Source organism: Sphingomonas koreensis (genome assembly GCF_002797435.1).
GTDB lineage: Bacteria > Pseudomonadota > Alphaproteobacteria > Sphingomonadales > Sphingomonadaceae > Sphingomonas > Sphingomonas koreensis.
This window is the reverse complement of sequence record NZ_PGEN01000001.1, coordinates 44,929-70,810: the sequence shown is the minus strand read 5'-3', so window position 1 is coordinate 70,810 and position 25,882 is coordinate 44,929. Positions and strand designations below refer to the sequence as shown.

27 protein-coding genes are annotated in these 25,882 nt (G+C 66.8%); 20 read left to right on the top strand and 7 right to left on the bottom strand.

Annotation, left to right across the window (positions count from 1 at the left end):
• The first annotated feature begins 63 nt into the window (after positions 1–63).
• Genes BDW16_RS00385 through BDW16_RS00375 form a run of 3 tightly spaced genes read left to right on the top strand, consistent with a single transcriptional unit; the run spans position 64 to position 3,877 of the window.
• The gene (locus BDW16_RS00385) at positions 64–1,635 is read left to right on the top strand and encodes a S10 family peptidase (protein WP_066579957.1); all 1,572 of its coding nucleotides are present in this window, start codon (positions 64–66) and stop codon (positions 1,633–1,635) included.
• A gap of 44 nt (positions 1,636–1,679) precedes the next feature.
• Positions 1,680–2,672 carry an aspartate carbamoyltransferase catalytic subunit gene (locus BDW16_RS00380; protein ID WP_066579955.1) on the top strand — a complete coding sequence of 331 codons (993 nt, stop codon included), beginning with the start codon at positions 1,680–1,682 and terminating at the stop codon, positions 2,670–2,672.
• Positions 2,669–3,877 (top strand): dihydroorotase, encoded by a 1,209-nt coding sequence (locus BDW16_RS00375; RefSeq protein WP_066579953.1) that lies wholly within the window; start codon positions 2,669–2,671, stop codon positions 3,875–3,877. Before BDW16_RS00380 ends, BDW16_RS00375 begins: the two co-directional genes overlap by 4 nt.
• 56 nt (positions 3,878–3,933) lie before the next feature.
• Here BDW16_RS00375 and BDW16_RS00370 read toward each other — a convergent pair whose 3' ends face one another.
• The 3 genes from BDW16_RS00370 to BDW16_RS00360 are packed head-to-tail and all read right to left on the bottom strand — an operon-like array spanning position 3,934 to position 6,655.
• The gene (locus BDW16_RS00370; protein ID WP_066579952.1) at positions 3,934–5,301 is read right to left on the bottom strand and encodes an SPOR domain-containing protein; all 1,368 of its coding nucleotides are present in this window, start codon (positions 5,299–5,301) and stop codon (positions 3,934–3,936) included.
• Positions 5,302–5,318: 17 nt separating this feature from the next.
• Complete coding sequence (locus tag BDW16_RS00365) at positions 5,319–5,942, bottom strand: hypothetical protein (RefSeq protein WP_066579950.1); 624 nt, start codon at positions 5,940–5,942, stop codon at positions 5,319–5,321.
• Positions 5,942–6,655 carry a ParA family protein gene (locus tag BDW16_RS00360; RefSeq protein ID WP_066579949.1) on the bottom strand — a complete coding sequence of 238 codons (714 nt, stop codon included), beginning with the start codon at positions 6,653–6,655 and terminating at the stop codon, positions 5,942–5,944. The genes BDW16_RS00365 and BDW16_RS00360 overlap by 1 nt, the downstream gene beginning before the upstream one ends.
• A gap of 200 nt (positions 6,656–6,855) precedes the next feature.
• Here BDW16_RS00360 and BDW16_RS00355 point away from each other — a divergent pair, with 200 nt between their 5' ends.
• Complete coding sequence (locus BDW16_RS00355) at positions 6,856–7,836, top strand: SPOR domain-containing protein (protein ID WP_066579946.1); 981 nt, start codon at positions 6,856–6,858, stop codon at positions 7,834–7,836.
• A 4-nt stretch (positions 7,837–7,840) separates the two neighbouring features.
• Here the strand turns inward: BDW16_RS00355 and serB are convergent, their stop codons facing one another.
• Positions 7,841–8,782, bottom strand: coding sequence for a phosphoserine phosphatase SerB (gene serB, locus BDW16_RS00350; protein WP_066579945.1), 942 nt, complete (start codon positions 8,780–8,782; stop codon positions 7,841–7,843).
• Here serB and miaA point away from each other — a divergent pair.
• From miaA to BDW16_RS00320, 6 genes are all read left to right on the top strand, one after another.
• The gene (gene miaA / locus BDW16_RS00345) at positions 8,781–9,704 is read left to right on the top strand and encodes a tRNA (adenosine(37)-N6)-dimethylallyltransferase MiaA (protein ID WP_066579944.1); all 924 of its coding nucleotides are present in this window, start codon (positions 8,781–8,783) and stop codon (positions 9,702–9,704) included. The genes serB and miaA overlap by 2 nt on opposite strands.
• Positions 9,705–9,794: 90 nt before the next feature.
• A complete protein-coding gene (locus tag BDW16_RS00340; RefSeq protein ID WP_066579943.1) occupies positions 9,795–11,540 on the top strand; it encodes an acetolactate synthase 3 large subunit in 1,746 nt (581 codons plus the stop codon).
• A gap of 100 nt (positions 11,541–11,640) precedes the next feature.
• Positions 11,641–12,156 carry an acetolactate synthase small subunit gene (ilvN, locus tag BDW16_RS00335; protein ID WP_066580033.1) on the top strand — a complete coding sequence of 172 codons (516 nt, stop codon included), beginning with the start codon at positions 11,641–11,643 and terminating at the stop codon, positions 12,154–12,156.
• A 113-nt stretch (positions 12,157–12,269) separates the two neighbouring features.
• Positions 12,270–13,289 (top strand): ketol-acid reductoisomerase, encoded by a 1,020-nt coding sequence (gene ilvC / locus BDW16_RS00330; protein WP_066579941.1) that lies wholly within the window; start codon positions 12,270–12,272, stop codon positions 13,287–13,289.
• An 84-nt stretch (positions 13,290–13,373) separates the two neighbouring features.
• The gene (locus BDW16_RS00325; RefSeq protein ID WP_066579938.1) at positions 13,374–14,834 is read left to right on the top strand and encodes an ABC transporter substrate-binding protein; all 1,461 of its coding nucleotides are present in this window, start codon (positions 13,374–13,376) and stop codon (positions 14,832–14,834) included.
• 11 nt (positions 14,835–14,845) lie between these two features.
• Positions 14,846–15,265: a DUF4112 domain-containing protein gene (locus tag BDW16_RS00320; RefSeq protein WP_066580030.1), complete on the top strand. Its 420-nt coding sequence runs from the start codon at positions 14,846–14,848 to the stop codon at positions 15,263–15,265.
• Here the strand turns inward: BDW16_RS00320 and BDW16_RS00315 are convergent.
• The 3 genes from BDW16_RS00315 to nadC are packed head-to-tail and all read right to left on the bottom strand — an operon-like array spanning position 15,262 to position 17,288.
• The gene (locus tag BDW16_RS00315) at positions 15,262–15,960 is read right to left on the bottom strand and encodes a ribonuclease T2 family protein (protein WP_066579936.1); all 699 of its coding nucleotides are present in this window, start codon (positions 15,958–15,960) and stop codon (positions 15,262–15,264) included. The genes BDW16_RS00320 and BDW16_RS00315 overlap by 4 nt on opposite strands.
• The gene (locus BDW16_RS00310) at positions 15,957–16,409 is read right to left on the bottom strand and encodes a hypothetical protein (RefSeq protein ID WP_066579934.1); all 453 of its coding nucleotides are present in this window, start codon (positions 16,407–16,409) and stop codon (positions 15,957–15,959) included. Before BDW16_RS00310 ends, BDW16_RS00315 begins: the two co-directional genes overlap by 4 nt.
• 33 nt (positions 16,410–16,442) lie before the next feature.
• Positions 16,443–17,288 (bottom strand): carboxylating nicotinate-nucleotide diphosphorylase, encoded by an 846-nt coding sequence (gene nadC / locus BDW16_RS00305; RefSeq protein ID WP_066579933.1) that lies wholly within the window; start codon positions 17,286–17,288, stop codon positions 16,443–16,445.
• Between the two features lie 147 nt (positions 17,289–17,435).
• On the opposite strand from nadC, the gene BDW16_RS00300 reads away from it, so the two are divergent.
• The 10 genes from BDW16_RS00300 (at position 17,436) to nadA (ending at position 25,828) form a co-directional block, all read left to right on the top strand.
• A complete protein-coding gene (locus tag BDW16_RS00300; RefSeq protein ID WP_066579931.1) occupies positions 17,436–17,759 on the top strand; it encodes a DUF1476 domain-containing protein in 324 nt (107 codons plus the stop codon).
• Between the two features lie 2 nt (positions 17,760–17,761).
• On the top strand, positions 17,762–18,004 hold the full coding sequence (locus tag BDW16_RS00295; protein ID WP_066579930.1) for a BolA family protein: 243 nt from the start codon (positions 17,762–17,764) through the stop codon (positions 18,002–18,004).
• Between the two features lie 15 nt (positions 18,005–18,019).
• Positions 18,020–18,349, top strand: coding sequence for a Grx4 family monothiol glutaredoxin (grxD, locus tag BDW16_RS00290; RefSeq protein ID WP_066579929.1), 330 nt, complete (start codon positions 18,020–18,022; stop codon positions 18,347–18,349).
• A 47-nt stretch (positions 18,350–18,396) separates the two neighbouring features.
• Positions 18,397–19,749, top strand: a complete 1,353-nt coding sequence (locus tag BDW16_RS00285) for a glycosyltransferase (RefSeq protein WP_241230510.1) — start codon at positions 18,397–18,399, stop codon at positions 19,747–19,749.
• Between the two features lie 375 nt (positions 19,750–20,124).
• On the top strand, positions 20,125–20,493 hold the full coding sequence (locus BDW16_RS00280; protein ID WP_066579925.1) for a BlaI/MecI/CopY family transcriptional regulator: 369 nt from the start codon (positions 20,125–20,127) through the stop codon (positions 20,491–20,493).
• Positions 20,490–22,202, top strand: a complete 1,713-nt coding sequence (locus BDW16_RS00275; RefSeq protein WP_066579923.1) for a M56 family metallopeptidase — start codon at positions 20,490–20,492, stop codon at positions 22,200–22,202. The genes BDW16_RS00280 and BDW16_RS00275 overlap by 4 nt, the downstream gene beginning before the upstream one ends.
• A 155-nt stretch (positions 22,203–22,357) precedes the next feature.
• A complete protein-coding gene (locus tag BDW16_RS00270; RefSeq protein ID WP_066579921.1) occupies positions 22,358–23,215 on the top strand; it encodes an MBL fold metallo-hydrolase in 858 nt (285 codons plus the stop codon).
• Positions 23,200–23,937 (top strand): DUF4230 domain-containing protein, encoded by a 738-nt coding sequence (locus BDW16_RS00265; protein WP_066579919.1) that lies wholly within the window; start codon positions 23,200–23,202, stop codon positions 23,935–23,937. Before BDW16_RS00270 ends, BDW16_RS00265 begins: the two co-directional genes overlap by 16 nt.
• 63 nt (positions 23,938–24,000) lie before the next feature.
• On the top strand, positions 24,001–24,780 hold the full coding sequence (locus BDW16_RS00260) for a hypothetical protein (RefSeq protein ID WP_083954363.1): 780 nt from the start codon (positions 24,001–24,003) through the stop codon (positions 24,778–24,780).
• Positions 24,781–24,829: 49 nt separating this feature from the next.
• A complete protein-coding gene (gene nadA / locus BDW16_RS00255; RefSeq protein ID WP_066579917.1) occupies positions 24,830–25,828 on the top strand; it encodes a quinolinate synthase NadA in 999 nt (332 codons plus the stop codon).
• Positions 25,829–25,882 lie beyond the last annotated feature (54 nt).

Here is a 25,882-nt window from a genome sequence, read left to right as displayed (position 1 = left end):
CAATGTTGCACAAGCGCGCGGGAACGGGCAGCGTCGCGCGACTTCAAGACTCGGGGGTCTTTCATGCGCCAGTTGCTTCTTGCCGCCACCTTTCTCGCCCTCCCTGCCCTTGCGCAGGACAAGCCTGCCCCGCCGAAGGACGCCAAGGCCGAAGCCGAAGCCGCCCAGATCCGCGCGCCAGTCGAGGAGCAGAGCGCGGTGAGCAGGGGCAGCGTCACGGTGAGCGGGCAGCGCATCGCCTATACCGCGACCGCGGGAACGCTGACGATCCGCGACGATGAGGCGAAGCCCTCCGCCAGCTATTTCTACACGGCCTACACCAAGGACGGCGGCGGTTCCGACCGCCCGGTCACCTTCTTCTACAATGGCGGGCCGGGGTCGCCCACGATCTGGCTGCACATGGGCAGCTTCGCGCCGGTGCGCGTTACCACCGCCAATCCCGAATATATCCGCCCCGCCCCCTATGGTTTCGGCCCCAATCCCTATTCGCTGATCCACAAGAGCGATCTGGTCTTCATCGACATGATCGGTGCGGGCTGGTCGCGGCCGCTGGGCGAGAAGAGCGGCAAGGATTTCTGGGGCGTCGATCAGGACGCCGAGGGCTTCGCGCGGGCGATCACCCGCTACATCGCGAAGAACAACCGCTGGCGCAGCCCCAAGATCCTGTTCGGCGAGAGCTACGGCACGCTGCGCAACCCGGTCGTCGCGGCCAAGCTGGAACAGGCCGGCGTGAGCCTCAACGGCATGGTCCAGTTCTCGACCATCATGAACTATGGCGTGCGCCAGTCGGGTTATGACCAGAATTACCTGACGCTGTTCCCGACCATGGCGGCGACCGCCTGGTATCATAACCGCCTCCCCAACCGCCCGGCCGACCTGCGCGCGTTCCTCGACGAGGTGCGCGGCTTCACAACCGGCACGCTCGCCGCCGCGCTCGCCAAGGGATCGAACATCCCGGCGGCGGAGAAGGCGGCGGTGGCAAAGCAGATGGCGGGCTATATCGGCCTCAGCGAGGCGTTCATCCTTCGCGCGGACCTGCGCATCGACCTGTCGCACTTCCAGACCGAGTTGCTGCGCGACCGCCGGCTCGCCGTGGGTCGGCTCGATTCGCGCTACACGCTCAACATGACCGATGCGAATGCCGATAGCCCGGGCGACGATCCGTCCTCGACCGCAATCTCGGGCGCGTTCGTCGCGACGTTCCAGGATTATGCAACGCGCGTGCTGGGCTACAAGACCGACCTGCCCTATCGCATGACCGCGCGCGGACCCGGCTTCAACTGGGACTGGAGCCACCGCCCGCCCAATTCGAACCAGCCGCAGACCACGCCGAATTCGGGGCTGGACCTCGCCTGGACGATGCGGACCAACCCGTATCTGAAGGTGATGTTCGTCAACGGCTATTACGACTTCGCCACCGCCTTTTTCGGCGCGGAGTTCGACGCATCGCACATGCTGCTGGACGAGGCGCTGCAGCGGAACATCGACTTCACTTACTATGAAGCCGGACACATGGTGTATCTGAACCCCGACGAGCTGGCGAAGATGCACACCGACCTTGGCCGCTGGTACGACAAGACGCTTGCCGCTCCGGCTCGTCCCGCCCCGCGCCCGGCGACACAGCCGGGACAATGAGCGCGCTTGCGCCCCTGCCCCCGCCTCGCTAACCGCAGGGTTTAATGCAACCGCCGATCGATCATCGCCCCGGCGCCCAGATTCAGGGGCGCGCCGTGTTTCCGCACGCGCACCTGACGGGTATTTCCGGGCTTCAGCCGCACGAGATATTGTTCCTCCTCGACGAGGCCGAACAATGGATCGAAGCCAATCGCAGCCGCGCCAAGAGCGACCACCGGCTGGACGGGCTCACCCAGATCAACGCCTTTTTCGAGAACTCGACCCGTACATTGCTGTCGTTCGAGATCGCGGGCAAGCGGCTGGGCGCGGACGTGGTCAACATGCACGCCGCGCAATCCAGCGTGAAGAAGGGCGAGACGCTGATCGACACGGCAATGACGCTCAACGCGATGCGCGCCGACGTGATCGTGATCCGGCACATGAGCTCGGGCGCGGTGCAGCTGATCGCCGACAAGGTCGATTGCCCGGTGCTCAACGCCGGCGACGGCAGCCACGAACACCCGACCCAGGCGCTGCTCGACGCGCTGACCATCCGCCGCCGCCGCGGCAGCATCGCGCATCAGCGCGTGGTGATCTGCGGCGACATCCTGCACAGCCGCGTCGCGCGCTCGAACATCCTTGCGCTCACCGCCCTGGCGGCCGAGGTGCGCGTGGTCGCACCCTCGACGCTGATGCCCGCAGCGATCGAGAAGATGGGCGTCACGCCCTATACCGATTTCGATGCGGCGCTGGAGGGCGCGGACGTGGTGATGATGCTCCGCCTGCAAAACGAGCGCATGTCGGGTGCCTACATTCCCTCGACCCGCGAGTATCACCTGAACTACGGACTGACCGAGGAGCGGCTGAAGCGCGCCAAACCAGACGCACTGGTGATGCACCCCGGCCCGATGAACCGCGGGGTCGAGATCGACTCCTCCGTCGCCGATATGCCCGGCCGCTCGGCGATCACCGAGCAGGTCGAGATGGGCGTGGCGGTGCGCATGGCCTGCCTCGACGTGCTCACGCGCCGTGCGCGCGGCGTGGAGGGCTGGGCATGAACCTGATCTTCAGGAACGCCCGCCTGGTCTGCCCCGAAGGCGGCGAGCGCGACGGCGAGCTGTACGTTGCTGACCATAAGATCGCGGCGCAAGCGCCTGAGGGCGCGCAGGTGATCGATTGCGGGGGCAAGCTGCTCGCCCCTGCCCTGATCGATCTCGGCGCCTTCGCCATGGACAAGGCGGCGTGTCGCGCCGGCGGTATCGCTCGCATCGGCCTGATGCCCGACCAGTCGCCGGTGCTTGACGGCCCCGGCATCGTCCAGCGCGCCGCCGACATGGGCAAGCCCGAATTGTGGGTCCATCCGATCGCCGCGGCCACCCGCGGGCTGGAGGGCACCGACCTCGCCGAATTCGCGATCAACGCCGATGCCGGCGCGCGCGCCGTTTCGACCGGGCGGCGCTGGATCGCCGATTCGGGGGTGATGCGTCGCGTACTCGCTTATGCGCGCGATTGCGGCCTCACCGTCATCGCGCATGCCGAGGACGGCGGTCTGGCGGGACAGGCAGTCGCGACCGAAGGCGAGACCGCGACGCGGTTGGGCCTTCCCTCCGCTCCGGCGGTCGCCGAAGCGCTGGCGATCGCGCGCGACCTGATGCTGGTCGAACAGACCGGCGCCGCGATCCACTTCCGCCAGGTGACCACGGCGGCCGGGTTCGACCTGATCCGCCGCGCCAAGGATCGCGGGTTGCGCATCACCTGCGGCATCACCCCGGCGCATCTGCTGTTGTCGGACATCAACGTCACCGACTTCCGCACCTTCGCCCGTCTCTCCCCGCCGCTCCGCGACGAGGGTGACCGGCAGGCGGCGCTGGCGGCGCTGGCAGACGGCACGATCGACATCCTCTGCTCGAGCCACGATCCCCGCGGACCGGAAGAGAAGCGCCTGCCCTTCGTGGATGCGACGCCGGGCATGGCAGGCGCTCAGACGCTGTTGACGCTGGGGCTCGGCCTGGTCCGTGACGAACGGATCGAGCTCGCCCGCTTGTTCGCACTGGTTGCCAGCAACCCGGCACAACTCCTTGGGATTGAGGCTGGAACACTGGAACCGGGCATGCCGGCGGACCTTGTCCTGATCGACCCTGGCGCGCCCTGGCAGATCAGTTCGGACCGGATGGCTGGCAAGGCGGGCAATACGCCGTTCGACGGCCTGCCCGTTCAGGGGAAGGCGATCCGTCTGTTCAAGGGCGGGGCCGAAATCGCCTGAAACGAAAAAAGGCCGGGCGAACACCCGGCCTTTCCCCTATTCCTTGAGACACCGGCTCAGCGCGAGGCGACCTGCGTCCGCGCCGGCCGCGCCCAGCTCGCCGTCTTGTCACCGGCGCCCGAACGGACGAAGCAGCTGCCCCCGCCTGCGCGCACCTTGCGGCACAGCGTATCGGCACCGGTGCGGTCGAACCCGCCGACGGCGAGTCGCTGGAAGCTGCCTGCGCTGGTCGAAACACTGGCGTTCGACGGCGTCATGCCCTTGAGCGCCGGTGTGCGCTTGACCGCGCGGCCCCACGCATCCTGCGCGACACCGACGCTGTCATACGCGCCGAGCTGGACGAACCAGCTGCCCTTGCCGGGCTTGAATTCATCGACCGGCGTCTTGACTGCGATCGTCAGCGGCTTGCGCGCACCAAGCTCGGCCCGGGCCGCGGCCGGAGCCGCCATCGCCTTGACCGCACGTGCGGGGAGCGCCTGGACGACTTCCCGGCGCGGACCGAACACGACCTGAGCGCTGCCGGGCGCGGGAATCGCGGGCGCGATCTCGGCACCGGTCATCGCGGTATCGACGGCGGTCGCAGGGGTTGCAGCCGCAGCCGTCGCAATGCCCATATCGGGCATGTAGTTCTCGATCGGATCGGCGACCTGCTGCGCGGCGACCGCGGTGGTCATCGAACGGGCGAGCGCGAGCTGCTCGGGCTGGCCACGGTCGGCAACGGGCGTCACGCCCAGCAGCGAGGCGACCTGATCATAGGCATTCTGCGGGCGCGAGAAGCTGGCCCATTGCATCAGCCGCGCGTCGAGCTTGTCGGGCGAAAGATCGACACCCGCGACCGCGCGCGCCTGCTGCCACTGGCCTGCCAGCGCGAAGCTGAGCGCCAGGTTCTGGCGCGTCTTGGCGTCGGCACCCGGCTGGCGCGCGGCGTCCGTCAGCAGCGTGACCGCCGTTGCGGGATCGCCGGCGAGCGCGATGGCAAGACCGCGATCGCTGGCAGGGATGGTGTTGGCATGGGTTTCGAGCGTCTGGCGCGCGGTGCTCCACTCGCCGACGGCGATCTGGGCGAGCGCGAGGTTGAGCGCGGTGCGGCCATTCGCCGGATCGAGCGAAAGCGCCTCGTTGAGCGCCTGAGCTGCGGAGACGAAGCGTCCGGCGCGAAGGTAGGTCTCGCCCAGAAGCTGGCGGTACTCGCCGTTCTTCGGGTCGAACGCGACCGCTGCCTCGGCATGAGTCACGGCCTTTTGCGGATTGTCACCCTTGAGCGCCTTGCGTGCGGCCTGGGCTTCCTTCGCGGCCCGCTTTGCGTCCTGCGCGACGGCATCGCTCGCGGCGGCCAGGCCGCCGATCAGCGAGGGGCCGCCGACGACCGGCGCACCAAGGACCAGGGCGGAGACCCCGATGGTGAGAAAACGACGTGCGTTCATGGCTCCAATCCCCCTGATCAGCGAGCCTTGCCCGCCGGGAGCTGGCCAGCCAGCGCCGCGACTTCGGGCAATGTATCGAGAAACGCGTCCAATGCTTCGGTCACTAGGATCTGGGCCGAACGGCCCGACAGTGCCGAAGCGAGACGCAGCTTGAGATGACGTTCGGTATCGAGACGCAAGGTGAAGGCGGCCTTGCCCTTCTTCGAGGCGACCTCGCGTCCGATACGGGCGGCAGTCGCGGTCGAAACGGGGCGTGCTGCCGGCGCTTCCGGCGCGGGCGCCGTGCTGACCGCCGCCGGAGCGGGCGCAGGCGTTTCGTGAGCGAGCGGCTTGGGCTGAGCGACCGGTTCGGGAAGCGGCTGCATCTGCGCGGGCGGCTGATGCGGCGCCTGTACCGGCGGCTGCGGCGCGAATTCTTCGGCCAGTGCGTTACGCTGCGCGAGCACCGGCGGCACCTCATGCGTCACGGGCTGGGCGGATTCGAAACCTTCGAACCCCATGTCGTTCCAGCCGAGATCGTCGAGCGAGGTACCGGGGTTGAGGCCGACGAACCCCTGCGGGCGCATCGCGGGACGGGCTTGCCCCTTGCGGGCCAGCAGGCCCGAGGAAAGCGAGGCGGCGGGTTTGGCGGAGCCGAACATCAGCTCACCACCCGGCGGCCGAAGCCACCCTGCGGGCGTCCGGCGAACGCGACATGAGTCGCGGCGGGCGCAGTGAACACGGTGCGTCGGAAATTCTTCTCGAGCCGGTCGTTGATGTACGACCAGAGCGCGGTGACCTCGAGCGAGGACTTGCCGTTGGGATCGATCTCCATGACCGTCCGGCCGTCGATCATCGACGAGGCAAAGTCGGTGCGCTGATGCAGCGTCACCGGTGCGACGGTGCCGTGCTGCGACAGCGCAACCGCGGCTTCGCTGGTGATCTTGGCCTTGGGCGTCGCGGCGTTGACCACGAACAGCAGCGGCTTGCCTGCGCGATCGCAGAGGTCGACCGTGGCGCCGACCGCACGCAGGTCGTGCGGCGAGGGGCGCGTCGGAATGACGATCAGCTCGGCGACCTGGATCACGCTCTGGATGGCCATGGTGATGGCGGGAGGGGTATCGATCACCGCGAGGCGGAAGCCCTGCTGGCGCAGCACCTCGAGATCCGCGGCAAGCCGGGCGACCGTGGTCTGGGCGAAGGCGGGGAAATCCGTCTCGCGCTCGTTCCACCAGTCCGACAGCGAGCCCTGGGGATCGATATCGATCAGCACGACCGGGCCGTGCCCGGCGCGCTGCGCCTGCACCGCAAGGTGCCCGCTGAGCGTGGTTTTACCCGATCCGCCCTTTTGTGATGCCATCGCGAGTACGCGCATCTGCCCCTCTGAAAATCCCGGTTGCCCGACGATGGGATGCCAGTGGGAAACTAAGAAGCGGTTAATGGCTCGACAGCGACACCTTCCTCATTCCGGCGAGCGACCGCGCCGGGATTTAACGCTTGTTCAAGCATTGCTTGGCCAGAAGTTGGTTAACTGGCATTATCCAAGCGGTGCCGATGTGACCGGGGACTGGCGGTATGCGTAAGATTTCATGGGCGATCCTGCTTGCGGCGGCGGCGCTGCCTGGCGCTCCGGCACTGGCTGACGTCAAGGCGGGCGTCGATGCCTGGCAGCGCGGCGACTACAAGAAGGCGCTCGCCGAATGGCGCGGCCCGGCCGCGAAGGGCGATGCCGATGCGCAGTTCAATCTCGGCCAGGCCTATAAGCTCGGCCGCGGCGTGCCCGTCGATCTCGCCACGGCGGAGGAATGGTATCGCAAGGCCGCGTTGCAGGGCCATCCGCAGGCCGAGGAAAGCTACGGCCTGACCCTGTTCGAGAACAACAAGCGGGCGCAGGCGGCCGAATGGCTCCAAAAGGCCGCGAGCCGCGGCGAACAGCGCGCGCAATATGTTCTCGGCACAATGTACTTCAACGGCGACGGTGTGGAGCGCGACTGGGTACGCGCCTATGCGCTCACCGTCCGCGCCGCGGCACAAGGGATGCAGCAGGCATCCAGTGCGCAGGCGCAGATGGACCGGCATATCTCGCTGGCGGACCGTCAGAAGGGTCTGGAGCTGGCGCGGCAATATGAGCGCGACGCCGGGCGTCCGCAGGTCGCGATGGCCACGCCGCCGCCCGTTTCACGCCCCGCGAACCCGGTTGCCCGTACCGATCCTCCCGCCAGACCGCAGGATCGCCCGCTGCAGACCACGGAGGTGCGCCCTGCCCCGCCCATCGTGCGTCCCGCGCCGCGGCAAGCAGCGCCCGCACCACAGCCTGCGCCGGCTCGACCGGCTGCCGTGCGCGACGGCGGCTGGAAGCTCCAGCTCGGCGCGTTCGGCGATCCCGGCAACGCCCGCCGGCTCGGCGCGCAGATGAGCGGTCGCTTCCCGGGACGGCAGATCTCGTACGTGAAGGCGGGCAAGCTCACCCGCGTGCTGGTCGGACCCTTCGCGTCCAACGCCGAAGCGAGCGGCGCTTGCCGGGGTGTCGGTTCGTGCGTGCCGGTACGGAACTAGGCCGTCAGTCGATCCACTCGCTCCGCGGAATGCCTTGCGCATAGAGCAGGGCCGTCAGGTCGTTGTGATCGATCCGCGCGCCCGCGGCGGCCGCGACGATCGGCTTGGCGTGATAGGCGACGCCAAGCCCTGCCTTCTTGATCATCGCGAGATCATTGGCGCCGTCACCCACGGCAAGCGTGGCGCTCTCATCGAGGCCGAGTTCGGCCATCGCGCCGAGCAGAGTCGTTTCCTTGGTCGTGGAATCGACGATCGGCTTGGTCACGGCGCCGGTCAGCGCTCCGCCCTCGATCAGCAGCTCGTTCGCGATCACCCGATCGAAGCCGATCTGTTCCCCAACCGGCTGCGCGAAGCGGGTGAAACCGCCCGAGACGAGGATCGCAGTCGCGCCGTTCGCCTTCATCGTCTGCACCAGCGTCCGCGCACCGGGCATCAGCTGCACGCGCTCGGCAAGGCAGCGGTCGATCGCGTCGGCGCCCAGCCCTTTCAGCAGCGCGACCCGCGCATCGAGCGCTTCGGCAAAGTCGAGCTCGCCCCGCATCGCTGCCTCGGTCACTTCGGCGATCTGCGCCTTGATGCCGGCATAGTCGGCCAGTTCGTCGATGCACTCGACCGTGATCATGGTCGAATCCATGTCGGCGACGATCAGGCGTTTGCGGCGGTTCGCGACGGGCTGCACGACAACGTCGAGCTTCAGCTCGCGGCCAAAGCCAGCCCGTGCGACCGCTTCGGCCCGGTCGCGGATCGATTCAGCGAGCGATGCGCAGTCGCTCGCGGCAAAGCCGTCAGACGGCGAGAAGAAGAAATCGCCGGCATAGCCCTCGTCGATCAACGCGATAGGTGCGCTTAGCTTGCCTGCCGTACAGTCTATGTCGAACTGATGCGCGATTTCCGATAGGAAACTGCCATCGACCCCGCCGTCAGCAATCAAAGTGGCGACAAACATGAACCCTCCTGCCCGGCCGAAGGTCGCGCTCATTGCAGGCCCGACCGCCAGCGGCAAGTCCGCTTTGGCGATCGCGCTTGCGCGGCGCAGCGGCGGCACGGTGATCAACGCGGATTCGGCGCAGGTCTATGCCGAGCTCCGCGTGCTGAGCGCACGGCCCTCGCCCGAAGAGGAAGCGCAGGCGCCGCACCGGCTGTTCGGCCATGTCGCGGGGACCGAAGACTATTCGGCGGCACGCTGGGCCGGGGAGGCGAAGGCCGAGATCGCCGCAGCGCATGACCGCGGCAGTCTGCCGATCCTCGCAGGCGGGACCGGCATGTATATCCGCACCCTGCTCGACGGGATCGCACCGGTGCCGGAGATCGATCCGGCGATCCGTGCCGAAGTTCGTGCGCTGCCGGTAGCGGAGAGCTATCGCCAGCTCGTACAGGCCGATCCCGAAGCCGCCAAGCGCCTCAACCCCGCCGACACGACGCGCGTCGGCCGTGCACTCGAAGTCGTACGCTCGACCGGCCGCACGCTTGCCGACTGGCAGGACGAGCGCGTCGGCGGGATCGCCGATGCCATCGACCTCGCGCCGCTGATCCTTCTGCCCGACCGCGCCTGGCTCGCGGAACGTTGCGATCGTCGCCTGAGCGCGATGTTCGACGACGGGGCGATCGAGGAGGTCGAAGACCTGCTGCAACGCAGCGACATCCCGGCGAACGCACCGGTGCGCCGCGCCATCGGAGTCGCGGAAATCGCAGCGTTTCTAGAGGGTTCGCTCGATCGGGACGAGGCGCTGGAGCGTGCGCAGGCAGCAACGCGGCAATATGCAAAACGGCAATATACCTGGCTGCGAAACCAGCCGCCGGCGGATTGGCCCCAAACTGACTCGACAGATATTTCCAAACAAGCCGATCATTTTGCACGATTCTTATAATCTTTCAGCTTGACACGTAGTTTTCATACGCATAGCAGCGCCATTCCCAAACCGCTATTGCGGTGCGGAAAAACTGGAAGGAGACGTACAGTGACCGAGAAAAGCGGAGCAGACATCCTGATCGAGGCGTTCAACGACCTCGGTGTGGAAGTCATCTTCGGCTATCCTGGGGGCGCTGTACTTCCGATTTACGACGCGATTTTCCAGCAGACGAAGATTAGGCACATCCTCGTCCGCCACGAGCAGGCGGCGACCCATGCGGCGGAGGGCTATGCCCGCGCCACGGGGAAGCCGGGCGTGGTGCTCGTCACCTCCGGCCCGGGCGCGACCAATGCCGTCACCGGCATCACCGACGCGCTGATGGATTCGATCCCGATGGTCGTCATCACCGGACAGGTGCCCTCGCACCTGATCGGATCGGATGCGTTCCAGGAAGCGGACACGGTCGGCATCACCCGTCACTGCACCAAGCACAACTATCTGGTGAAGGACCCGGCGCATCTGGGCAGCATCGTCCATGAGGCGTTCCACATCGCCACGTCGGGCCGCCCCGGCCCGGTGGTGATCGACATTCCCAAGGACGTCCAGATCGCGACGGCACGCTACAGCAAGCCCGGCCCGATCCAGCACAAGACCTATCGCCCGCAGGTCAAGGCCGACAAGGCGCTGATCGAATCGGCGGTCGAGATGCTGGCCGCAGCCGAGCGTCCGGTCTTCTACACCGGCGGCGGGGTCATCAACTCGGGCCCGCAGGCGTCGCAGCTGCTGCGCGAGCTGGCCCGGATCACCGGCGCGCCGGTTACCTCGACGCTGATGGGCCTGGGCGCCTTCCCGGCATCGTCCGACCAGTGGCTCGGCATGCTGGGGATGCACGGCACCTACGAAGCCAATTACGCGATGAACCAGGCCGATTTGATCGTCGCGATCGGCGCGCGGTTCGACGATCGCGTGACCGGCCGTCTCGATGCCTTTGCGCCGCATGCGCGGAAAATCCATATCGATATCGACCGCTCGTCGATGAACAAGACCGTGCGCGTCGACCTGCCGATCGTCGCCGATGTCGGCCACGCGCTCGAAGACATGATCCGCATCTGGAAAGCACGTCAGCATCCCAGGCCGGACCTCTCCGAATGGTGGAGCCGGATCGAGGGCTGGCGTGCGGTCAAGTGCCTCGACTTCCCCGAGGACAGCAACGAGATCATGCCGCAACGCGCGATCCGTGCGCTGTGGGAGGCGACCAGGGACCAGGCCCCGATCATCACCACCGAGGTCGGCCAGCACCAGATGTGGGCCGCGCAGCACTTCCATTTCGAAAGCCCCAACAAATGGCTGACGAGCGGCGGTCTCGGCACGATGGGCTATGGCCTGCCCGCCGCGATCGGCGCGCAGCTGGGTCATCCGGACGCGCTGGTGATCGACATCGCGGGCGAAGCCAGCATCCAGATGAACATCCAGGAGCTGGCGACCGCGACCCAGTACCGCCTGCCGGTCAAGATCTTCATCCTCAACAACGAATATATGGGGATGGTGCGGCAGTGGCAGGAGTTGACCTATTCCAGCCGTTATTCAGAGAGTTACAGCGACGCGCTGCCAGACTTTGTGAAGCTTGGCGAAGCCTATGGCTGGGAGGGCATTCGCATCGAGGGCAAGGATCAGCTCGATGACGGCATCGCCGCGATGCTGGCCCATGACGGGCCGGTGATCGTCGATTGCCGCGTGGCGAAGCTCGCCAACTGCTTCCCGATGATCCCGTCGGGCGCCGCCCATACCGACATGCTGCTCCAGTCCGCCGAGGTTTCCGGCGAGATGGACGACGAAGCCAAGGCGCTGGTGTGATGGCCACTTATTCGTCGCCCCAGCGAAAGCTAGGGCCTCGCGCGGCAAGCGCACGTTCTAATTCGGGGAGACCCCAGCTTTCGCTGGGGTGACGAGCAAGATGCACATCAAGGAAGAAAAAGCCGAACGGCATACGCTTGCCGTGATCGTCGACAACGAGCCGGGCATCCTTGCCCGGATCGCCGGCCTGTTCACCGCGCGCGGCTATAATATCGAGAGCCTGACCGTGTCCGAGATTACCGAGGACAAGGCGGTGAGCCGGATCACCATCGTCACCTCGGCCAGTCCAGCGACGCTCGAGCAGATCGTCGCCCAGCTCGACCGACTGGTGCCGGTGCACAAGGTGCACGACCTGACCGCCGAGGGCGAGCATGTCGAGCGCGAGCTGGCGCTGGTCAAGGTCGCCGGCACTGGCGATCACCGGATCGAAGCGCTGCGCCTGTCCGAAGTCTATCGCGCCCGCGTGGTCGACGCGACGATCTCGAGCTTCGTGTTCGAGGTGACGGGGACGACCGAGAAGATCGACAAGTTCATCGAGCTGATGGGCGAAGTCGGGCTGATCGAAGTCGCACGGACCGGCATCGTCGCCATTTCGAGAGGGAAAGAGGCGGCCTGAGAATTCACCGTCGCCCCAGCGAAAGCTGGGGCCTCATGCGGCAAGCGCACGCCTGTTGCGGGAGATCCCGGCTTTCGCCGGGATGACGAAATACTACGAAAGGGAACCAGAAAATGCGTGTCTATTACGATCGTGATGCCGACCTGAACCTGATCACCGGCAAGAAGATCGCCATCGTCGGCTATGGCTCGCAGGGCCACGCCCACGCGCAGAATCTGCGCGACAGCGGCGTCAAGGAAGTCGCGATCGCGCTTCGCGAAGGATCGGCGACCGCGAAGAAGGCCGAAGCCGCGGGCTTCAAGGTGCTTTCGAACAAGGAAGCGGCGCAGTGGGCCGACGTCCTCATGATCCTCGCGCCCGACGAACATCAGGCCGCGATCTGGGAGAACGACCTCAAGGGCAACATGAAGCCCGGCTCGGCGATCGCCTTCGCCCATGGCCTCAACATCCATTTCGGCCTGATCGAGGCACCGGCGGACATCGACGTGATCATGATCGCGCCCAAGGGGCCGGGCCATACCGTGCGCAGCGAGTATGTCCGCGGCGGCGGCGTCCCCTGCCTGATCGCCGTCCATCAGGACGCGTCGGGCAACGCACATGACGTGGCGCTGGCCTATGCGTCGGGCGTCGGCGGCGGGCGTTCGGGCATCATCGAGACCAATTTCCGCGAGGAATGCGAGACCGATCTGTTCGGCGAGCAGGCGGTGCTGTGCGGCGGCGCGACGGCGCTGGTCCAGGCCGGGTTCGAGACGCTGGTCGAGGCCGGCTACGCGCCCGAAATGGCCTATTTCGAGTGCCTTCACGAGCTCAAGCTGATCGTCGACCTGATGTATGAAGGCGGGATCGCCAACATGCGCTACTCGATCTCGAACACCGCCGAATATGGTGACATCAAGACCGGCCCGCGCATCATCACCGAAGAGACCAAGAAGGAAATGAAGCGCGTTCTGGCCGACATCCAGTCGGGCCGCTTCGTCAAGGACTTCGTGCTCGACAATCGCGCCGGCCAGCCCGAGCTCAAGGCTTCGCGCATCGCCGCCAAGCGCCACCAGATCGAACAGGTCGGCAGCGAACTGCGTGCAATGATGCCGTGGATCGGCGCCAACAAGCTGGTGGACAAGGAAAAGAACTAAGTCCCGCGAATAAGTCCTGAAAAAAGGACGGAGAGGATGCTGGGGCGGGGTTGGATTCCCCGCCCCAGCCACATAAACCGGGGCATGTTCCGCCCCGCCCTGCCCTTCGCCGTCGCGCTGGCATTGTTTGCAGGCGGGTGCGGCCAGCGGCCCGACGACATCGCTGTGGTCGCCAGCGCGATCGGCGGCGATGCGAAGCTCGCGGACCCGGCACGCGGCGACCTCGATTTCGCGGCCCGCGTCATGCTCGATTCGACTGCGCAGGGGCTGGTCCGCTTCGACGCCAATGGCGGGATCGAACCCGGCCTCGCCGAACGCTGGATCGTCATCGATAGCGGCCGCAGCTACATCTTCCGCCTGCGTGCGGCGGAGTGGCCCGACGGCACCAGCGTGACCGCGGCCGATGTCGTCGGCAGCCTCAAGCGCGCATTCGAACCGCGCAGCCGCATCGCCATCGCGCCGTTCGTCGCGGTGATCGACGAGGTGGTCGAAATGACCCCGCAGATCGTCGAGGTCCGGCTGAAGCGCCCGCGCCCCGATCTGCTCAAGCTGTTCGCCCAGCCCGAACTCGCGATCCTGCGCCGTCCCGCCCTTGCCGGCACCGGCCCGTTCCGGGTGGAGCCCGGCGCCGGGCCGGTGCTTCTGCGCCCCGGCTTCGATCCGTCGCGCGCCGCCGACGAGGTCGAGGAACCCGATCCCGCCGACAATGTCCGATTGCGTGGCGAACGAGCGGCAAAGGCCATTCTGCGCTTTGCGACGCGCCAATCCGATCTGGTGCTGGGCGGCACCTATCGGGACTGGCCGCTGCTTGCGCACGCCGATATCGCCCAGGCCAATGTCAAGGTGGATCCCGCGCTCGGCCTGTTCGGGCTCGCGATCGTCTCGCGCACCGGATTTCTCGCCAAAGCGGAGAACCGGGAAGCGATCGCGATGGGCATCGACCGTATCGCGCTGACCGCACTGTTCCGGCCCGAATGGCAACCGGTCGAGACACTGCTGCCGGCCAGGCTCGATTCGGCGGGTGATCCCGCCGTTCCGGAATGGACCGCACTGGCGCCCGAGGCCCGCAAGGCGACCGCGCGCAACCGCGTCGCAGCCTGGCGATCGCTCAATCCCGGCGCCTCGCTCGCCATCCGCGTCGCGCTTCCCCGCGATCCCGGCAGCACGCTGATCTGGGTGCGGATCGCGCGCGACCTGATCGACATGGGCCTGCGCCCCGAACTGGTGGCGGAGGATTCGGACGCCGACCTGCGGCTGATCGATGCGGTCGCGCCCTATGACAGCGGCCGCTGGTACCTCGTCACGGCCTGCCAGTCCTGCCCCGCGCCGCTCATGGAGGCGATCGAGGCGGCACGCGACGCCCCCACCCTCACCGATCGCGCACAGCGGATCGCCGACGCCGACATGGCGCTGACCGCCGACGCCGCCTATATTCCGATCGCACAGCCGCTGCGCTGGTCGCTGGTCGCGCTGCGCCTGCGCGCCTTCCAGCCCAACGCCCGCGCCTGGCACCCGCTCACGCACCTGCGCGAGCGCGGACAATGAAGGATGAGCTGATGGCCGAGGCGACCCGCATGGACCCGGAACCGGAGACGGTCTCGTACACCGGCAACGATCCCGCGTCGGTGCGTTACCGGATCGAGATGATCGAGAAGCTGCTCGAACGGGCGGTCACGATCCCCGGCACGCGCCAGACGGTGGGCTTCGACGCGGTGCTGGGGCTGATCCCCGTCGCCGGCGATATCGTCGCCGCCGCGATGGGCGCCTATATGATCTGGGAGGCGCGCAACCTGAACATGCCCAGAAGCGCGATGTTCCGCATGGCCGGCAATGTCGGGTTCGACTGGCTGATCGGTCTGGTTCCGGGCCTGGGCGACGCGGCGGACTTCTTCTTCCGCTCGAACACCCGCAACCTCAAGATCATCAAGAAGCACCTCGACAAGCACCATCCCGGCACCGCGACGATCAGGAACTAACGCCCGCGCCAGATCCTGAGCGGCACATGCGCAGGCACGCCCCGCTGGTGCGCCGGGCAAACGCGCGGGCGGAAGCGCGTGTCGAGGCAGACCCACAGTTCGTCGAGCCAGCGGTCCCCGCCCGCCTGCACGCGCAGCATCGCCGGCGTCATCCCAGGATTGGCGCGCGCCACCGCCGCGGCAAGCTGGCCCGCGGTCAGGCCGGGACGGCGCGACAGGCTATCCATCTCGGGATAGCTGATCGCGGCATAGGCCTCCCGCGCCCGGTCGAAATAGGCGGCGGGCGGCAGGCCCGAGCAGCTGCCGTGCTTGGCATATTGATGGCGCTGGAGCGCCAGCGACGGCATCGCGCAAAGAGTGCGCCGCACCACCGCTTCGGGGATGCGCGGCGCGGGTGCGCAATATTGCGGCCACGCCGCGCCCCGCCCGTCCGGCCACAGGCCGTGAAGCACGAACCCGAAACGGTTGCCGGGATCGCACTGGAACCGGTCGCGATTGGCCGACTGGCGGCAGAAGCCGGGGTTCCAGGTCAAGGCGAGCGTATAGCCGCCCACCGGCACGATCCGGCGCGGACCCGGACGCCCGACCTGCTCGGACGCTTCGGGCAATCGATCGGGCACGACGCACCGGTCCGCCTGGGCCGCGGCCACGCCCGGCACCAGCAACGCCAGGGCGAACGCCCCGCTGCGGATCATTCGAAGGGCGCGTTGTCCGCCTGCGCGTCCTCGCCGGCGAACCAGCGTTGCGCGTCGGGCCGGAACAGCAGCCACACCGACCATGCGGTGAGCGCGAACGTGACGAGGCTCAGCACCGTGCTGAGTGCGCCGGCAACCTGATAGCTGATCAGCGTGCCCAGCAACCCGATCACCGACAGGCCGAACAGCACGACCACCACCCATTTCGCGACCACGCTCGCCCGGCGGGCGGTGAAGTACCAGAGCAGCAGCCACAGCGCGAGCATGACGATCGTGGTGCCGATCATCATCGTCTGGGCCAGTTCCGCCATCTGCGGATTGCCCGCAAAGGCAGGGTTGCTGTTGACGCTCTCCAGCTTGGTCTTCCAGCCCAGCGCCAGATTGACCAGCCACAACAGGGTCGCCCCCAGATAGGCTTGCTCGAAACGGACAATCGATTGCGGACGCATGGAAATTCCCTCTCTGTTGCGTCCAGCTACGACTCAAGCCTGCGCAAAGTCCAGCCCGATATCCGCCGCAGGCGCGGACTGGGTGAGGCGCCCGACGCTGACGAAGTTCACCCCCGTCTCGGCGATCGCACGGATCGTATCGAGCCGCACCCCGCCCGAAGCCTCCGTCGGCACGCGCCCGCCCACCAGGGTCACCGCGCCGCGCAACGTCGGCGGGTCCATATTGTCGAGCAGCAAATGGGTCGCGCCCGCCGCCAGCGCCGGCTCGATCTGCTCGACGCGGTCCACCTCGACGATGATCCGTCCGATCCCGGCAGCCGCGGCGCGGCGCACCGCCTCTTCCACAGAGCCCGCCACAGCGACATGGTTGTCCTTGATCATCGCCGCATCCCACAGGCCCATGCGGTGGTTCTGCGCGCCGCCCATCCGCGTCGCATATTTCTCCAGCCGGCGCAGGCCGGGAATGGTCTTACGGGTATCGAGCAGGGTCGCGCCCGTCCCCGCGATCCGCTCGACATAGCCGCGCGTCATCGTCGCGATACCCGACAGGTGCTGCACCGTGTTCAGCGCCGCCCGCTCGGCGGTCAGCAGCGCGCGGGCATTGCCGCGCAGCCGCATCAGGTCGCTGCCGGCCGCGACCGAAGCGCCCTCATCCGCCAGCAATTCGATCTCGACCGCCGGATCGAGCGCATGGAAGAACGCCGCAGCGATCGGCAGCCCCGCAACGACGATCGCGTCGCGGCTGTCCATCACCCCGGTGAAGACCGCATCGGCCGGAATCACCGCAGCGGAGGTGACATCCCCCGCCCCGACATCCTCGGCAAGCGTCGCCGCGATGAACGCCGGAAGATCGAAGCCATCAAGCTGAAACGAAATCATGCGCAAACCCCTGGCGACAGTGGCGCTCGCTATAGCCGATGCGGGCGGCCCGCGAAGCCCCCGCGGACGGCGAATTCGTCTCCACCCGTTGCCATGCCGCACCACCGAACCTATCTGCCAAGCGAAACAATCAAGGGGTTTTTAGGGATGACGACCTTCGACGATCGCGAACGTGCGTTCGAGGCCAAGTTTGCGATGGACGAGGAAATGGCGTTCCGCATCATCGCGCGCCGCAATCGACTGCTCGGCCAATGGGCGGCTGCGAAGCTGAACCTGACGCCCGAAGAAACCGATGCCTATGCCAAGGCGGTGGTCCAGGCCGATTTCGAGGAAGCGGGCGACGAGGACGTGATCCGCAAGCTGCTGGGCGATCTCACCGCCGCGGGCGTAGAGATCGACGAAGCGACCGTGCGCCAGGCGGTCGAGGAACGGACCGTCGAAGCGCGCCGCCAGCTGATCGAGGCGAAGTAACCATGCCGATGGCGGCAGACGAGATCGAGACGCTGATCCGGCAGGGCATCCCCGATGCCCAGGTCGAGATCACCGATCTGGCCGGTGACGGCGATCACTATGCCGCCCGCGTGGTGAGCGAGACCTTCCGGGGCATTCCCCGGATCCGGCAGCATCAGGCTGTCTATGCAGCGCTCGGCGGGCGCATGGGGGGCGTGCTGCACGCCCTTCAGCTCACCACCGCCGTGCCTGCCAATAACGAATGACCCGGAGCGACTGACATGACCGACGAAACCCAGGCCCATATCCAGAGCCTCGTCGATGCGAACGACGTGCTGCTGTTCATGAAGGGAACCCCGCTGTTCCCGCAATGCGGCTTTTCCAACCGGGCAGTCTCGATCCTCAGCCATCTCGGCGTCGCGTTCGAGAGCGTGGACGTGCTCCAGGACCAGGCCGTGCGTCAGGGAATCAAGGAATTCTCCGACTGGCCGACCATTCCGCAGCTCTATGTGAAGGGCGAGTTCATCGGCGGTTCGGACATCATGATGGAGATGTACGAGTCGGGCGAGCTGGCGCAACTTCTCGATGAGAAGGGCGTTTCAGCGGCGTAACGACCGCGTGTTTGACGCGGTCTTGTAAAAGGTAGCGTATCATGTTCGTGCAGCCGTTGGCTGCGGCGCTCGGCGTCGCGGCGAGGGATCGTGCGTCCCTCACGATTTGTGACCTGACGCAGAGCTATTCGCCTGCGGGTGGCGGCGGGATCAGCACTTACCTCCGCGAGAAGCGCGACTATGTGCTCAACCACACGCCCCACCAGCTGCTCCAGATTGTCCCCGGCCCCGAAGATCGCGTGACGGTCAACGGGCGCCATATCTTTGCCGAGGTGGGCGCCGAGCCGGTACGCGGCAGCCCGAATTACCGCTTCATCCTGCGGACCGATGCGGTGCGCGACCTGCTCGAACATTATCGCCCCGACATCATCGAATCGCTCTGCCCCTGGGTGCTGCCCTGGACCGCGATCAACCACCGGCGCGATTTCCCGGAAACCACGCTGGTCGCGGGATACCGAACCGATTTCCCCAACGCCCACGTCCATCGCGTCGTCGAGGCAAAGGCCGGCAACCTTGCCGCACGGTTCATGCGGATGCTGGCCTATGGCTATGCCGAGATCACCTATCGCGAGTTCGACCGCGTCTATACGCTGAGCGAGGACGCCCGGCGCACGCTGGCCCGCAAGGCGATCACGCGGACCGATGTGATGCCGCTCGGCGTCGATACGACGATGTTCGCGCCGTCGAAGCGCGACCCGGGCTACCGCGCCGCGCTCGGTATTCCGGGCGATGGGCCGCTGCTCATCTATGCCGGCCGCATCGACAACGAGAAACGCGCCGACCGGCTGGTCGACATGTTCCGCAAACTGCCCCGCGATCTCGGCGCCGGACTTGTCCTGATGGGCGACGGCAAGCTGCGCGAGCGGCTGATGCACGAGGCGCAGGGCCTGCCGATCGCCTTTCCGGGCTTCGAGAAGGACCGGATCGGCCTGGCGCGCGCCCTTGCCTCCTCCGACATCTATGTCTCGGCGATGGCGGACGAGACGTTCGGCATCTCGGTGCTCGAAGCGCAGGCATGCGGCCTTCCGATCGTTGGGGTCGCCAGCGGGGCAATGCCCGATCGGGTCCCGGAGGGGCTCGGTCTGCTCGGCCCGGTGGACGATACCGCGGCAATGGCGGCCAACGTCGTGAAGCTCTGGAACGACGGCGCGCAACTGATCGGCGCCCGCGCCCGCGCGATGGTGGTCGAGACCTATGGCTGGCACCGCACGTTCGAGCGGCTGTTCACTCAAATCTACCCCGCCGCGCGGGCCCGCGCCGCCGAACGGCTCGAGGAAGACGGCGTCAGGATATTCCGCCGCCGCACGCGCCGCGACGGATCGCCGGTTATCTATGCGGCCGACGCGAGCGCCAGATCGCCATCCGCCGTCCCCGCGAAGGCCCGACTCTGCTCCGGCTGACCGTTCGGCAGGGACCGCACCGTCAAGGGTGATCGATCCCCGCCTTCGCGGGGATGACGCCCGGCCATGCGGGAGGCGAGTCGCGCCTCCAGAAACGGGCGAGGCGGGCAGCCCGGTATGTGCTGCCCGCCTCTGAAGCGTTACACGCGCTAGTGAACAGCGGTGTGGCCCCAACGTTGCAGTCCGCATGCCAAAATGGGTAACCCTCGGAAAACAGCCATTCCCATGGTTAACAGAATTCTCGCCCTACCCATTTTGTAAGAAGTTCCGACACCTCCCCTGTTTCCGATCACCTGAACGCCGTTCAGAAAGCGTTCAGGCTCTTGACTACAGATGTGGTCGAAACGATTACAGGCGTAATCGAAGGGGATTGAGATGACCGAACGGATCAGCGACGCAGAGCACGCCGTGATGGAAGTGCTGTGGGACGAATCCCCCCTGACCGCCAACGACGTCGCCGAGCGCGTGGCTCCGTCCCGCGGCTGGAGCGCCAACACGGTCAAGACGCTGCTCGGCCGCCTGCTCGCCAAGAACACCATCGCAGCCGAGGAAGACGGCCGCCGCTACCTCTACCGCCCGCTGGTCGAGCGCGGCGACTATGTCGAGGGTGAATCGCGGCGCCTGATCGACCGGCTTTTCGGCGGCAGGCTGACGCCGCTGGTTGCCCATCTCGCCGAGCGCGACGCGCTTACCGACGAGGACATCGCCGAAATCGAAGCGCTTCTGAAGGAGATCAAGCAATGATCGCCTGGACTGTAGAGACGTTCGTCGCGACGACGCTGCTGATGCTGCTGGTGCTTGCGATCCGCAAGCCGGTGAGCCGTCATTTCGGCCCCAACATCGCTTATGCGCTTTGGGCGCTTCCCGTGCTTCGCCTCGCCCTGCCCCCGCTTCCCGAGAGCTGGCGGGCAAGCGCCGAGACCCCGGTCGCCGCGGCGAGCGAGGTCATCACCTATTATATGGTCGATCCGGTCTCCGTCCCTGAGGCGGCGGCAGCGTCCACCACGGTTCCGATTGAGGCCGCGCCGTTCGATTGGCTGCCGGTGATTGCCGCGATCTGGGCCGTGGGGGCGCTTGCCTTCCTCGCCTATCACTTGATCGCCCATGGCCGCTTCTGCGCGCGGCTGCTGCGCCGGGCGAAGATCGAACGCACCGTTGCCGAGGGGCGCGTGCACGTGATCGAGACCGATGCCGCCACCGGTCCGCTCGCCTTCGGTATCTGGCGGAAATATGTCGCATTCCCGCGCGACTTTAGCGAGCGCTACGACCCGCTCGAGCGCAACCTCGCGCTCGCCCACGAACTCGGTCACCATCTGCGTGGTGACCTGATCGCCAACTGGATCGCGCTGGTCGTACTCGCGCTCCATTGGTTCAACCCGGTCGCATGGCGGGCGTTCCGCGCCTTCCGTGCGGATCAGGAGATGGCCTGCGACGCCCTGGTGCTCTCAGGCCGCGCCCCGGCGCTGCGCCACGCGTACGGCCGCGCCATCGTCAAGTCCGCGCATGGGGGTGCGGTCTCGGCTGCCTGTCATCTGCATACCGTCAACGAACTCAAGGGGAGGCTCAAGATGCTCGCGAAGCATGACCGCAAGTCGCGCACGCGGATCACTGCCGGCGTCACGGGCGCCGCGGTGCTGACGCTCGCCGGCCTGGCGCTCACCGCGTCCGGCACCCAGGCGGCGGCGAACCTGCGCGCCGATGTCGGCGACGCGATCGGCGTCGATCTGCAGGATCCGCCTGCCCCGCCCGAGGCTCCGGAAGCGCCCGCGGCACCGGCCGAAGCTGCCGCCCCGGCGGACGAAGCGAAGGCGGCCAAGAAGATCCGCATCGTCACGCGCGACAAGGACGGCAAAATCACCATCACCGACGACAACGACACCAGCATCGTCACACGGCACAAGCGGCTCGTCATCAAGGACGGCAAGGTCGTGAATGGCGACGAATTGCTCGCCGACATGACCGTCGTCAGCTCTGCCAACTGCGGCGCGCCGAAAGACGGCGAGGTCAAGATTGAGAGCAAGGACGGCAAGCATCGCAAGATCGTGATCTGCATGGACCGCATCGAAGCGCGTAGCGAGGCCGCGCGTGCGCGTGGTATGGCCGCACGCGACGCTGCGCTGGCCCGTGCCGACGCCTCTCGCGAGGCCGCCCTGGCTCGTGCCGAGGCATCGCGCGACGCCGCGATCGCACGCGGCATGGCATCGCGCGACGCTGCGCTGGCCCGCGCCGAGGCCTCCCGCGAGGCGGGCGAGGCTGCGCGAGCGATTGCCATGGAAAGCCGCACCATCGCATTGGCCAGCGCCGATCTGGGCAAGCGCCACGCGATGCTGGGCCTGAAGATGGCGCGCAAGTCGATCGAAGCGCAAACCCACCTGAGCCCGTCGCAGAGAGCCGCTGCGCTCAAGGGAATCGATGAGGCGATCCGCGAGGTTCAGAACGCCGAAAAGGATTGATCCGCCGGATCAACGAAAGGGAGGAGGAAAGTCCGCGGTCCGATGCCCATCGCCGCGGAAGGTGCTCCAACCGGGCCGGTCGCGTCCCCTATCGCGGCCGGCCCATTTCCCGTTGCGCTCTTGCCTGAGCGGTTCGCAGCCGCCATCTCGACCCTATGACCGACCCTGCAACCGGTGAAGCGATCCTGCTCGAACCGCTGGTGACACGCATCCTGGCGGCGAATCCGTCGCCCTTCACCTATACCGGCACCGAAACCTATCTGGTCGGCACCAGCGACGTGGCGGTGATCGATCCGGGTCCCGATCTGCCCGACCATGTCGATGCGCTGCTGCGCGCGATCGATGGCCGCCGCGTCGTCGGGATCCTGTGCACCCACACGCATCGCGACCACAGTCCGGCGAGCCGCGCGATCAAAGCCGCGACCGGTGCGCCGATCATCGGCTGCGCTGCACTCGCACTCGATGACGACGGCCCGCGCGCCGATGCGGCCTTCGACCGCGACTATCTGCCCGATCGCGTTCTGCAAGACGGCGATCAGTTGAGCGGCGACGGCTGGACGCTTACCGCGGTCGCGACCCCCGGCCATACCTCCAATCACCTCTGCTTCGCGCTCGAGGAAAGCGGTGCGCTGTTCACCGGCGATCACATCATGGGCTGGTCGACCAGCGTGATCGCGCCGCCGGACGGCGACATGGGCGACTATATGGCCAGCCTCGACAAACTGCTCGGGCGCAAGGATCGCATCTATTACCCCGCCCATGGCGAGGCTGTGGAAAAACCCCAGCGCCTGGTGCGGGGCATGATGGGGCATCGCAAGCAGCGCGAGGGGCAGATATTGCGGCTGCTCGGCAAGCAGGCGAGCGAAATCCCGGAGATGGTCGAAAAGATGTATGTCGGGCTCGACCCGCGCCTCACCGGTGCGGCAGGCCGTTCGGTTCTGGCGCACCTGATTGACCTGCGCCAGCGCGGTATCGTCACAGGCGCGGAGGGCAGTGCGTGGCGGATGTCGTGAGGCGTGAGGCGCTGGTCCGGGGCCTGCTGATCGCCGCCGCTGCCGCAGTGATCCTCGCAGCGGCGTGGATCTCGTGGGACCGCTATGCCGAAACCCGGATGGCCACCCTGCCTGAAGAGGGCGGCGCCCCGGTGACCCAGATCGTCACCGCCAAGCTCTCCGGTACCGGCAAGCTTCAGGTCGCCGAGCTTTCGGGGATTGTTCAGGCCACCGCGTCCGACATTCGCGGCTTTGGCTGGCTACGCAGCGATCAGGTGGTGAAGATGCCCTATTCGGTGGGCTATTTCGTCGATCTCTCGAAGCTGCGGGACAGCGACCTGCAATGGAACGCGCAGACCAGAACGCTGATCGTCGATGCACCTGACGTGACCGCTGCTCCCCCCAATACCGATGAGGGCCGCCGCACGCTGGTGGAAACCAGCGGGCTGTTCGTGACGCGTGACGCTGCCGAAGCGCTCAGCCAGCGCACCTCGGCCCGTGCGACCGATGTCGCCGGACGCGAAGCGCGCAGCCCTGAGCGTATGGCGCAGGCTCGCGAGCATGCCCGGCGCGCACTCGCCCGCCTGCTCGCCCAGCCGCTCAGCGCGGCAGGCCTAGGCGATGTCCGCGTCGTGGTCACCTTCCCGCCCGAGCGTGGCACGCAGACCCGCGAGCATTGGGACGTATCGCGCTCCCCCCGTCAGGTGATGAAGGACATCGAGGCGCGGGACGGCGCAAACTAGTCATTCGGACCGGCCGTCAGATGTGATACAATTCTCCATCGGGTGATCGTGGGGACCATCACCATGGCGACGGCTTACGACACGTCTGGCGTACCGCGGCGCAACGACGACGGCTTTTTTCTGTGGAGCGCGTTCGCGATGGCGGCGGTCCTCGTCGCGGGCTTCTCGCTACACCTCGCGGCCGGGCGGTCGAGCTTCGGCGCGCCGCTCTATGTCCATGCACACGCCTTCATCTTCTTCGGGTGGGTCGCGATCTATTGCACGCAATCCGTCTTCGCGACGCGCGGACCGCTGGAGCTGCATCGCCGGCTCGGCTGGGTCGCGGTCGGCTGGGTGGTGGCGATGGTGGTCGCCGGGATCGGGATCACCGTGCTGCGGATCCGTGCGGGCCTGACGCCCTTCTTCTTCCGGCCCCAGCATTTCCTGATCGCCAATCCGCTGATGGTGACGCTATTTGCGGGATTGACCGTCGCTGCGGTAAGGATGCGCCGGCGCACCGACTGGCACCGGCGGCTGCACATGTGCGCGATGATCGCATTACTCGGCCCCGGCTTCGGACGGCTGCTGCCGATGCCGCTGATGATCCCCTGGTCGTACCAGATCGCCAGTCTGCCCGGCCTTCTTTTCCTGGCTGCAGGGATGATCGGCGACTATCGCCGCGACGGTCGCGTGCATCCTGCCTGGTGGTGGGGCCTCGGCGCGTTTCTGGGCGTGATGATCCTCACCGAGCTGATCGTTTATTCGCCCCTTGGCTCTGCCATCTATCGGGCGGTTACCGCGGGTTCCCCCGGTGCCGTGGCTGCCCCGCTCGATTTCGCGCCCTTCCCCTCGCCAATGGGTTGAACCCGGACCCGGACAAGGCCATGTGGAGCCAAAGAATGAGGGTCCCAGAATGAACGCACCGAGCAACCTGTCCGGCGTCGATATCCGTGCCGAGATCGAACGTCTGCGCAAGGAGCGCAACGCGGTGATCCTGGCGCATTACTACCAGAAGCCGGAGATTCAGGATCTTGCCGATTTCGTCGGCGACTCGCTCGAACTCAGCCGCAAGGCGGCGGAGACCGATGCCGAGGTGATCGCCTTCTGCGGCGTGCGCTTCATGGCCGAGACCGCAAAGATCCTGAGCCCCGACAAGACTGTGATCCTGCCCGACATGGACGCCGGCTGCAGCCTCGAGGACAGCTGCCCGCCCGAGCAGTTCGCAGCCTTCCGCGCACAGCACCCCGACCATATCGCGCTGACCTACATCAACTGCTCGGTCGAGGTGAAGGCGCTCAGCGACATCATCGTCACCAGCTCGTCGGCCGAGAAGATCCTGAGCCAGATCCCGAAGGACCAGAAGATCATCTTCGGTCCCGACAAGCATCTCGGCGGCTATATCAACCGCAAGATGGGCCGCGACATGCTGCTGTGGCCGGGCGTGTGCATCGTGCACGAGGCGTTCAGCGAGACCGAGTTGCTCAAGCTCAAGGCGCTGCACCCCGGCGCGCCGGTCGCCGCGCACCCCGAATGCCCGCCGCACGTGCTCGACCATGCCGATTATGTCGGGTCGACCAGCGGTATCCTGCAATATGCCAAGGATTTCGACGGCGACACGATGATCGTCGCGACCGAGCCGCACATCATCCACCAGATGGAAAAGGCGGTCCCGGAGAAGACCTTCATCGGTGCGCCCGGTGCCGACGGCAACTGCAACTGCAACATCTGCCCGTACATGGCGATGAACACGCTGGAGAAGCTGTACATCGCGCTCCGCGACCTCGAACCGCGGATCGAGATCGAGGACGAAATCCGTCTCAAGGCAAAGAAGAGCCTCGACCGGATGCTGGCGATGGCGAGTGGCATGGTCGGCCTGGGCGATCTTGGCCCGCTCAGGGTCACCGGCGACTGAAACGATCGGTTTCCTCAGCCGGGATTGATCAGAACGGGGAAGCGTGAAAGGTTT